At 62.5% G+C, this 8,964-nt stretch carries 9 protein-coding genes; 5 read left to right on the forward strand and 4 right to left on the reverse strand.

Annotation, left to right across the window (positions count from 1 at the left end; translation table 11 throughout):
* Positions 1-123 precede the first annotated feature (123 nt).
* From GV819_RS25445 to nadE, 3 genes are all read left to right on the forward strand, one after another.
* A complete protein-coding gene (locus GV819_RS25445) occupies positions 124-1,026 on the forward strand; it encodes a LysR family transcriptional regulator (RefSeq protein WP_161758803.1) in 903 nt (300 codons plus the stop codon).
* A gap of 202 nt (positions 1,027-1,228) precedes the next feature.
* Positions 1,229-2,443, forward strand: coding sequence for a nicotinate phosphoribosyltransferase (pncB, locus tag GV819_RS25450; protein WP_161758804.1), 1,215 nt, complete (start codon positions 1,229-1,231; stop codon positions 2,441-2,443).
* A gap of 3 nt (positions 2,444-2,446) precedes the next feature.
* Entirely contained in the window at positions 2,447-3,274 is an 828-nt protein-coding gene (nadE, locus tag GV819_RS25455) for an ammonia-dependent NAD(+) synthetase (protein ID WP_161758805.1), read from the forward strand.
* Between the two features lie 154 nt (positions 3,275-3,428).
* Here nadE and azu read toward each other — a convergent pair whose 3' ends face one another.
* Positions 3,429-3,875 (reverse strand): azurin, encoded by a 447-nt coding sequence (gene azu, locus GV819_RS25460; RefSeq protein WP_011058960.1) that lies wholly within the window; start codon positions 3,873-3,875, stop codon positions 3,429-3,431.
* 351 nt (positions 3,876-4,226) lie between these two features.
* On the opposite strand from azu, the gene GV819_RS25465 reads away from it, so the two are divergent.
* Both GV819_RS25465 and GV819_RS32980 read left to right on the forward strand, forming a co-directional pair.
* Entirely contained in the window at positions 4,227-4,814 is a 588-nt protein-coding gene (locus tag GV819_RS25465) for a TIGR00730 family Rossman fold protein (protein ID WP_161758806.1), read from the forward strand.
* Between the two features lie 68 nt (positions 4,815-4,882).
* On the forward strand, positions 4,883-5,059 hold the full coding sequence (locus GV819_RS32980; protein WP_178124976.1) for a hypothetical protein: 177 nt from the start codon (positions 4,883-4,885) through the stop codon (positions 5,057-5,059).
* Between the two features lie 121 nt (positions 5,060-5,180).
* Here the strand turns inward: GV819_RS32980 and GV819_RS25470 are convergent, their stop codons facing one another.
* The 3 genes from GV819_RS25470 to GV819_RS25480 all read right to left on the reverse strand — a co-directional run.
* Complete coding sequence (locus tag GV819_RS25470; RefSeq protein ID WP_161758807.1) at positions 5,181-6,071, reverse strand: transglutaminase family protein; 891 nt, start codon at positions 6,069-6,071, stop codon at positions 5,181-5,183.
* Complete coding sequence (locus tag GV819_RS25475) at positions 6,071-8,557, reverse strand: circularly permuted type 2 ATP-grasp protein (RefSeq protein ID WP_161758808.1); 2,487 nt, start codon at positions 8,555-8,557, stop codon at positions 6,071-6,073. The genes GV819_RS25470 and GV819_RS25475 overlap by 1 nt, the downstream gene beginning before the upstream one ends.
* A gap of 88 nt (positions 8,558-8,645) precedes the next feature.
* Positions 8,646-8,964, reverse strand: a 319-nt coding sequence (locus tag GV819_RS25480) for a transglutaminase family protein (protein WP_161758809.1), incomplete at its 5' end; no start/stop codon positions are given.

The following is an 8,964-nucleotide window of genomic DNA, read 5'->3' on the forward strand; positions in this document are numbered from 1 at the left end:
GGCCATCAAGGCCTGTAGTTGTAGCTGGCCTGAGACTTGCCAACAAACGACCTTTAAGCGAGATATCATTCCGTTTATTCATGCTGAGCCGGCATCCAGCACCGATAAGAACAAGGACAAGCCATGCTGAACAAACGCTACCTGCCGTCGATCACTGCCTTGCAGTGCTTCGAGGCCGTGACCCGGCACCTGAGCTTCACCCGCGCGGCCGAGGAACTCAACCTGACCCAGAGTGCGGTGAGCAAGCAAGTCGCGCAGTTGGAAGAACTGCTGCAACACCTGCTGTTTCGCCGGGTGCGCCGGCGCCTGCAACTGACTCCGGCCGGCGACCTGTACCTGGTGGAGGTGCGCAAGATCCTCACCCAGGTGGAGATGTCCACCCATTACCTGCGCTCCTACGGCGGCGAGACCGAAGTGTTGCGGGTCTCCACGCCCTACACGTTCGGCGCGCGCTGGCTGGTGCCCCGACTCAAGGGCTGGCGCCTACGCCATCCGCATATCCACCTGGACCTGTGCAACGAGCAGGAGCCGGACGAACTGCTCCAGGGCCACAGCGACTTGGCGTTCTACTTCGGCCAGGGCTCGCGACCCGGCACCGAGAGCCTGAAATTGTTCAGCGAGGAACTGGTGGCGGTCTGCGCCCCCGACAACCTGCCCGTCACGCCCTTGACCGACCCCAGGCAGCTGACCGACCTGGTGCTGTTGCAGAACGCCTCGCGGCCCCAGGGCTGGCACGAGTGGTTCGACCAGCAGGGTTACCAGACCGAGCACAGCTATCACGGCCCGCGTTTCGAGACCTTCTATATGTGCATCCGTGCGGCTCAGGTTGGTTGTGGCGTAGCGCTGCTGCCCAGGTTCCTGGTGGAGGAAGAACTGGCCGAAGGCAAGCTGGTGATCGCCTGGGAGCACGCCATGCCCAGCCAGGACGCCTACTACCTAGCCTACCCCGAGCATTCGGCGGAGGTGCCCAAGGTTCGCGACTTCGTGCGCTGGATGCTCGAACACAACGATTCCCCCCTCCCGTAGGAGCCGGCTTGCCGGCGAACAGACCCTTGAGCCCTGCACAAGGCTGAAGATTGATTCGCTGGCGAGCCAGCTCCTACGGCCGGACAATCACCCACCACGAAAAAACACTGGCAAAGCGCCGGGCGTCTATGCGCCACTAGCGCCTTCACAGAAAGAGCTGAAGCCGCCGCTGTCTGTTGCGGCCAGCATGGAGATTCCCGTTATGAGCGAGAGTGTGTTTGCCGATCGCATCGTGCAGAACCTGCTCGACACCGACTTCTACAAACTGACCATGATGCAGGCGGTGCTGCACAACTACCCCAATGTGGAAGTGGAATGGGAGTTTCGTTGCCGTAATAGCGAGGATCTGCGGCCCTATCTGGCGGAGATCCGCTATCAGTTCGAGCGCCTCGGGGAGTTGAACCTGAGCGCCGACCAGTTGGGCTTTCTCGAACGCATCAGCTTTCTCAAGCCAGACTTCCTGCGTTTTCTCGGGCTGTTCCGCTTCAACCTGCGCTATGTACACACCGGCATCGAGAACGGCGAGCTGTTTATCCGCCTGCGCGGCCCCTGGCTGCACGTGATCCTGTTTGAAGTGCCGATGCTGGCCATCATCAGTGAAGTGCGCAACCGCTATCGCTACCGCGAAATCCAGCTGGTGCAGGCCCGGGAGCAGCTGTATCGCAAGTTCGACTGGCTAAGCGCCAACGCCAGCAGTGAAGAGCTTTCCGAGCTGCAGGTGGCGGATTTCGGCACCCGCCGACGCTTCTCCTACCGGGTCCAGGAGGAAGTGGTGAACGTGCTCAAACACGACTTCCCCGGGCGTTTTGTCGGCACCAGCAACGTGCACCTGTCCCGGGAGCTGAACATGAAGCCCCTGGGCACCATGGCCCACGAGTGGATCATGGCCCACCAGCAACTGGGCCCACGGCTGATCGACAGCCAGATCGCCGCCCTCGACTGCTGGGTCCGCGAATACCGCGGCCTGTTGGGCATCGCCCTCACCGACTGCATCACCACCGAGGCCTTCCTGGGTGATTTCGATCTGTTCTTCGCCAAGCTGTTCGACGGCCTGCGCCATGACTCCGGGGACCCAATCCTCTGGGCGGAGAAGGCCATCGCCCACTACCACAAACTGGGCATCGACCCGATGAGCAAGACCCTGGTGTTCTCCGACAGCCTGACGCTATCCCGCTCCCTGGAAATATTCCGCGCACTGCGGGGGCGGATCAACGTCAGCTTTGGCATAGGCACCAACCTGACCTGCGATATTCCCGGTGTCGAGCCGATGAGCATCGTGCTTAAAATGGCCGCCTGCAATGGCCAGCCCGTCGCCAAGATCTCCGATGAAGCGGGCAAGACCCATTGCAAGGATCCGAACTTCGTCGCCTACTTGCGCCACGTTTTCCAAGTACCTGCCCAACCTGGCAAGGAGTGAATCATGCAAGCCGTACAGCGTGAGATTGCTGAACAGCTCAAGGTCCAAGCACCTTTTCCCGACCACGCGGCGCTGGAGGCGGAAGTCGCCCGACGCGTCCGTTTCATCCAGGATTGCCTGGTCAATTCCGGGCTCAAGTCATTGGTGCTGGGCATCAGCGGCGGTGTCGACTCGTTGACCGCCGGGCTGCTGGCCCAGCGGGCGATGCGTGAGCTGCGCGAGCGCAGCGGCGATGACAAGTATCGCTTCATCGCCGTGCGCCTGCCCTACGAAACCCAGTTCGACGAGCACGACGCCCAAGCCTCGGTGGACTTCATCAACCCGGACGAGCGCCACACGGTGAACATCGGTCCGGCGGTCAAGGCCCTGGCCAATGAAGTGGCGGCCTTCGAAGGGCAGCACGCGGTGTCCAGGGACTTTGTCCTTGGCAACACCAAGGCGCGGATGCGCATGGTCGCCCAGTACACCATCGCCGGCGCCGCCCACGGCCTGGTGATCGGCACCGATCACGCAGCCGAAGCGGTGATGGGTTTCTTCACCAAGTTCGGTGACGGCGCCTGTGACCTGGCCCCCCTGAGTGGCCTGGTGAAACACCAGGTGCGAACCATCGCCCGGTATTTCGGCGCCCCGGAGTCGCTGGTGGAAAAGATCCCCACCGCCGACCTTGAAGACCTGTCGCCGGGCAAGCCGGATGAAGCCTCCCACGGTGTCACCTACACCGAGATCGATGCCTTCCTCCATGGCCAGCCAGTGCGTGAAGAAGCGTTCAAGATCATCTGCGACACCTACCGCAAGACCCATCACAAACGCGTGATGCCCTTCGCCCCCTGACCCGCCTCGCTCTGTAGGAGCCGGCTTGCCGGCGAAAGGGCAGCTTGATGCTGCACAAGGCTCAAGGGCCTCTTCGCGGGCAAGCCCGCTCCTACGGATGCACACAAAAAAAGCGCCCCTCGGGGCGCTTTCTTGGTGCAGCCGGGTCAACCTGTTACTTCAGGACCACAGCGCCTTTCATCATCGAGTTGTGGCCTGGGAACGAGCAGAAGAACTGGTAGCTTTCGCCTGCGGTCAGCTTCGACACATCGAAGGTCACCGAGTCTTTCTCGCCAGCACCAATGATCTTGGTGTGGGCGATGACGCGGGTGTCGCCTTCTTTCAGGTAGCTCTTGTCGATGCCGGCAGCCATGCCGTCGGTGGCAATGCCAGCCATGTCTGCGGTTTTGCTCAGTACCCAGTTATGGCCCATGACGTTCTTCGGCAGGCTGCCGGAGTGGGTCAGGTTCACGGTGAAGGTTTTGCAGCTCTTGTCGATGGTGATCTCCTTGGTGTTGAAGGACATCTGGTCGGTAGAGTCGACATCGACCTTACATTCGGCGGCCATCAATTGGCTGCTGGCCAGTGTCAGCAGGGATACCGCAACGAGTTTGGCAAACATGGTGAATCTCCAAGGCAGGGTTAACAAAATCCATCTGAATCCATGGAACGGAAGACTGCCTGAATTTTCGCCAAGTTCCTATGATTTGCATCAAAGAACTGTATACAACTCTCTGCTATCAGGCCGATCAAGACAATCTAACAGCCGCCCACCGCCCCACGCCCTAGAATCGCTCCGTCCCCCTCTATTGGAGCTTTGGTCATGCCGTTCAACAGCCTGTTTCGCAGCTTGCTCGCCGCCTACGCCTGTGGTGCCAGCGGTACTTATGCAACCGCGCAACGCGAGGTTTAGTACTTGGAGTCAGTTGTTTCAGCCTTTATTCTGAGGCCATCAATGAGCTCGGAGTAAGGCATGTCGTTAACTTCTGTCTGTGTATTCTGTGGCGCCAGCACCGGCACCAACCCTCTTTATCGCGAAGCCGCCCAAGCCTTGGGCCGCACTCTGGCCGAGCGCAAGTTGACCCTGGTCTATGGCGGCGGCGCAGTGGGCCTGATGGGCATCGTTGCCGACGCGGCCCTGGCAGCCGGCGGTCAGGTGATCGGGATCATCCCGCAAAGCCTGAAAGACTCGGAAATCGGCCACAGCGGCCTGACCCGCCTGGAGGTGGTAGACGGCATGCACGCGCGCAAAGCGCGCATGGCCGAACTCAGCGACGCCTTCATCGCCCTGCCCGGCGGCCTCGGCACCCTGGAGGAGTTGTTCGAAGTCTGGACCTGGGGCCAATTGGGCTACCACCGCAAGCCCCTGGGGTTGCTGGAGGTGAACGGTTTCTATGAAAAACTCAGCGGTTTTCTCGACCATATCGTCGGCGAAGGCTTCGTCCGAGCCCCGCACCGTGACATGCTGCAAATGAGCGAGTCGCCCGCAGGCCTGCTGGATGCCCTGGACGCTTGGCAGCCTTCGGTTCCGGCCAAATGGGCCGAGAGTAAACCCGACTAACCCTCCGTGCCCGATAACAGGCAGAATACGCGCCGCTCAACCTCACCTTCGACCCCAGAGGATCGCCCATGGCTAAACCCAATTACTCCTTCGCCAAACGTCAACGCGATTTAGCCAAGGAACAGAAGAAAGAGGAAAAGCTGCAACGCAAGAAAGCTGCCGCCGACGAAGCCAACCCACTGCCCTCGGATGCCGAAGGTGAAGTGAGCGTCGACGACGCCGAGCCTCAGGCGCCCCAGGCCTGACTGCACTGGGCCTGAGGATCCACTCAGGCCCACAGGGTGGCGGTAGGCGCTGGCTTGTCAGCGAATACCTCCTCAAGCCCTGCGCAACATCCCCCCCTTCGCCGGCAAGCCGGCTCCCGCGTTATTCCAATGGCATCACGGTAACCCGGACTTCCGGATCATGGCTGCCGCCGCCGAGAATCACCCCGCGCAACGGTGAGACGTCGGAAAAATCCCTCCCCCAAGCCAAAGTGATGTGCTCCAACGCCGGCTGCACGTTGTTGGTGGGATCGAAATCCACCCAGCCAAGCACCGGGCAGAATACCGAAACCCAGGCATGGGAGGCATCGGCACCGATCAGCCGAGGTTGGCCTGGCGGTGGCTGGGTCAGCAGATAACCACTGATATAGCGTGCCGCCAACCCACGCGAACGCAGGCAAGCCAGCATCAGGTGGGCGAAGTCCTGGCACACCCCGCGCCGGCGCTCCAGCACCTCCACCAACGGCGTCGCCACCTGGGTGGCTTCGGCGTCGAAGGTGAACTCGCTGAAAATCTTTTCCATCAATGCCTGGACGCCTTGCAACAGTGGCCGCCCCGGGGCAAAGCAGCTTTCGGAAAACGCTACGAAGCTGTGTTTGAGGTGCACATAGGGTGATTCGAAACGGTAACGGCAGGCCTCCAGCAAGGCCATGGACAGCGGCCGGCCGCTATAGGTCAGGGTGCTACGAGCGGCATCCCAGGCCATGGAGGCGGCGAAATCCAGTGACGGCCGATCCAGCACTTCGACACTGAGCTGGGCATTGACCAGCAGTTCATCATGGGGCCGCTCGAAAGCCAGGCGGGTCAGCGGATTGCCGAACACATCCCGCTCATCGCGGCGGGTGGTGGGCTCGGGACTGATCAGCAGTTGCCGCTGAGTGCAGTGTTGCCAGGCACAGGCCCGAGGCCACAGGTGCGCCAGTTGCTGGGCCAGGGACACCGGGCTGTCATAGCGATAATGCGTGTCATGGAAAATCTGGTAACGCGCGCTCATCAGACCGACACCGTTTGCTGGCTGACATCATCCACATGGGCGAAATGCCGCAAGGCCAGGCGATCGGAAACCTGGCCGCTGACCTCGGCGATCTCATGCAACAGGTCCGCCAGCCCATCCACCGCGGCCCGCACGCTGGCCTCGCCGAACAGGGAGTTCTCCAGGCAACCGAGGTCGAAATGCGCCAGGCGCTCCACCAGCCTCGGCAGCGTCAGCTCACGGGGCACGCCGAAGTCGTCGTTGAGACGCTTGAGGGTGCGCGTCACCAGCTTGAGCTGGAACAGCACCGCATGGGGGTTCTGCTCATCCAGCAGCAACAGGTCGAGAACCGGGATCAACTGCGCCACCGCCAGATAACGCGAGCGATAGGTGATGCTGCTGTTACCCAGTTCCAGTAGCCATTCCAGGCCGGCCTGATCGAAGGCCGCGGTGCCCCGCAGGAACGCTGCGAGGCTGCTGCTGAGAAACTGCAGGCGTTCGATGCGCCGACCTATCATCAGAAAACGCCAACCTTCGTCCCGGGTCATATCGTCCAGAGCGAACCCCGAAAGCGCCGCCAGGGACATCACCAGACGGTTGAGAAAATCCAGGAGCTCACCGAAATCCGGCTCAGGCGTATCCAGCTCCTGGGCCTCGCGCTGCAACTCCACCAGGGCCTGCCAGTTTTCCCGGGACAGCTTGCCGCGCACCTGGGAGGCAGCCCACTGCAGGCGCTGCAGGTTGGAGCGCAGGCTGAACGACCAATCCTCGCCGAGCAGGGCTGCCAGCAGCCGTTCGGGCAACTCGCCCTCGTCCGGCAACAGCATCAGGCTTTCCCCCAGGTCCACTGCTGCCAACAAGGCTTGTGGATCGTCGCCGTCGACGTAACGCGCCAGCATGATTCGCAGCAGCCGTGCACTGCCGTCACAACGTTCGCAATAACGACCGAACCAGAACAGGTTCTCCACCACCCGCGACGGCAGGTAGGGATCACGCCGTACCAGGTCATAGACGCCAAGGGTGCGCTGGGCTTTCCATGGCTCGCCGCTGGGCGCTCGCTCGCCTAGCACCCAGGTGTCCTTGCTGGCACCGCCGCGCTGCATCGACACCACCTCGGCGTCGGCATCCGCAGCGACCCGGGTCAAGCCACCAGGCAGCACTCGATAGCCTTCATCACTGGCCACCGCATACACCCGCATACCGATGGCCCGGGGTTGTAACAGGCCGTCCTCGGCATGCCAGACTGGCGCCAGGGACAGCTGCGGCAACTCCTGGGCGACATAGGCGTAAGGCCGCGCACGCATACGCTCGGCGAGGCTCGCACGCTGCTCGGGGCTCAGGTCGCGACCCAGCACCGGGGTGAAGCTCTGGGAGGCAAAGGCCGGTTTGATCAGCAACTCCGGGAGCTTCTCCAGGGCCTGTTGCAGCACTGCTGGCTCGCCACACCACCAAGTGGCAATGGAGGGCAGGAGCAGCTCCTCACCCAGCAGGTACTGGCTGATTTTCGGCAAGAAGCCCAGCAGCCCGGGAGACTCCAGCACCCCGCTGCCCAGGGCATTGGCCACCAGCACCCGCCCCTGGCGCACGGCGTCCAGCAGCCCGGGAACCCCGAGAGCGGAATCGGTGCGCAGTTCCAGGGGATCGCAGAAATCATCGTCCAGGCGACGCATGATCGCGTGCACCCGCCGCAGCCCGCTAAGGGTCTTCAGGTACACCGTGGCATCGCGCACCGTCAGGTCGCCGCCCTCCACCAGCGGGTAGCCCAGCTGTCGTGCCAGGTACAGGTGCTCGAAGTAACTCTCGTTGAAGCGCCCCGGGGTGAGTAGCACGATCAGCGGCGCCTCGGTATCCCGCGGCGCTTGGCGGGCCAGGGTTTCCTGCAAGGCACGGAAGAACCGAGACAGGTGCTGCACCTGCAGGTCGCGGTACAGATCCGGGAAGGCCCGGGACACGATCATGCGGTTTTCCAGGGCATAACCGGCCCCGGATGGCGCCTGAGTGCGATCGGCGGTGACCCACCAGCGCCCATCGGGGGTACGCGCCAGATCCACCGCATACAAGTGCAGAAAGATCTCCTCCGGTGGCTGGATGCCCTGACACGGCCAGAGAAAATTGTTGTGCCCGAACACCAGCTCCGCCGGCAGCAAGCCCTCACGGACCAGCCGTTGCGGGCCGTACAAATCCGCCAGCACGGCATTCAGCAAGCGGGCCCGCTGAGCGATCCCGGCGGACAATCGCTGCCACTCATCGGCCGGGATCACATGGGGCAGCAAATCCAGCTCCCAGGGCCGGTCGGCGCCCTTGGGGTCGGCATAGACGTTGTAGGTGACACCGTTCTCGTGGATCTGCCGGGTCAGCAGTGCCTGGCGCTGGGCCAACTGTGCGGGACTGCTGCGCTGCAACTGTTCGAGCAGGCGCTGCCAGTGCGCCCGGACTGTCCCCTGGTGATCCAACAGCTCGTGGTAGGGACCCGCCGTCAGCGGGTAACGGTCTAGCAAGTCAGGCATGGAACACTCGTGCAGACGGCAGGGAAAGTCAGATTAACGCACAGCCATGACGCCCGGATATGGCTATCTCTCAGGCGTCGCAGGTGGATTAGAAACGTCGCAAATCCAGGGTCATGGGCAGCTCGTCGTTGACCACCAGGGGCGGTACCGCCAAGCTGCCGGGGCTGTGACCGAGACGGAAGAAACGCGCCATGCGCCGGCTCTCCGCCTCATTGGCATTGACCGGCAGGCTGTGGTAATTGCGCCCGCCGGGATGGGCCACATGGTATTGGCAACCGCCCAGGGATCGCTGCATCCAGGTATCCAGCAGATCGAATACCAGCGGCGCATGCACCGGGATGGTCGGTTGCAGGCAGTTGGCCGGCTGCCAGGCGCGATAGCGCACCCCGGCAACGAATTCCCCCACC

It is taken from the genome of Pseudomonas sp. Fl5BN2 (genome assembly GCF_009908205.1).
GTDB lineage: Bacteria > Pseudomonadota > Gammaproteobacteria > Pseudomonadales > Pseudomonadaceae > Aquipseudomonas.